Origin of the sequence: Auritidibacter ignavus (assembly GCF_003703835.1) — a bacterium.
Lineage (GTDB): Bacteria > Actinomycetota > Actinomycetes > Actinomycetales > Micrococcaceae > Auritidibacter > Auritidibacter ignavus.
Window position 1 is genome coordinate 1 of the sequence record NZ_RDQR01000045.1, and the last position, 1,398, is coordinate 1,398.

At 58.1% G+C, this 1,398-nt stretch carries 1 protein-coding gene; it reads left to right on the forward strand.

What is annotated here, in order from left to right; all coding sequences use genetic code 11:
* The coding region (locus tag DYI20_RS12090) for an integrase catalytic domain-containing protein (RefSeq protein ID WP_221040963.1) at positions 1–1,280 on the forward strand (1,280 nt) is incomplete at its 5' end.
* Positions 1,281–1,398 lie beyond the last annotated feature (118 nt).

Here is a 1,398-nt window from a genome sequence, read left to right on the forward strand (position 1 = left end):
GCATGGATAAGGACATTGTCTCGATGAGTGCTCGGATTGAAGTCACCAAGCAATTACGTAGGGATTATCGCACGGGGTCCAAGGCGGAGAAGTCAGCGATTTTAGATCAGTTTTGTGCTTCCACTGGGTTGGGCCGGTCCACGGCCAGGCGGTATCTGACGTCGCAGACCATCGGGGTCAAAAACGTGGTGCGCATTGACCGTCGAAAGCATAAACCCACGAAGTATTCGGCGAATGCGAAAAAGCAGTTGATCCGGGTGTGGCGGTTGATGGGCATGCCCTCGGGCAAATACATGAAACCGGTGATGGAAGACTGGTTAGACGCGTTAGAAGCCCACGATGAGTTGGCGTTTGGCCGCTCCGGGTATAACCCCACGGTGCGTGCCCAGCTGGTGGCCATGAGTGCCGCCACGATTGACCGGTATCTCAAGGCCGAACGCGACCGGTTACGCCTCAAAGGCATCGCTACGACCAAGCCTGGGGCCTTGTTGCGCAACTCGATTACGGTGCGACAAGCCGGCGATGAGGTCGAAGACGAACCAGGGTTTTTCGAAACCGACACGGTGGCCCATTGCGGGCCAACCCTGCAAGGCGAATTCGCCCGCACCCTAACCATGACTGATGTGCGCACCGGGTGGGTGCACCTAGAAGTGCTCCGTAATAACGCCCAAGTGCACATCCTGGCAGGATTGGACCGGGCCGCAGCCGCCATCCCCTATGGGATCGCGGGCTTAGATTGTGACAACGGGTCAGAGTTCATCAACCACGAAGTCATGCACTGGGCTGCTGACCGGTTGATCTTTTTCACCCGGGGCCGGCCGTATCAAAAAAATGATCAAGCCACCGTGGAATCCAAAAACAACCACGCCGTGCGAAAATTTGGGTTTCACTACCGGTACGACACCGCAGATCAACGCGCCATCCTGGCGGCCCTATGGCAGGTGGTGGGTTTGAAACTCAACTACTTCACCGCCACCAAAAAACCCACCGGCTGGACCCAAGACGCCAGCGGGCGGCGCAAACGCCTCTATGACAAACCCAAGACTCCCTACCACCGGCTGCTGGATGCCGGGATCCTCTCCACCGCCCAACAAGAAGAGCTAGCGGCCATCTACCGCAGGATCAATCCAGCCCAGCTGACCCGCCAAATCCTGACCTACCAAGACCGGCTGATCAACCTGGCCAAAGACAAAACCCTCACCATCGCCGCCGACCTCGACAGCAAGCACCAGGCCCGGCAAAAACGCCGCACCACCGGCATCCGCACCAAAGCCAGCTAACCCAAGTTTTCGCGCTCAAACTAGCTGAGGCACGACACTGCAGCCACGCGACCTCTCGCGCTCACGATCTGTGAGGCACGACTTACCCTTCGCGCTCAGTTTGACATGAGGCACTACG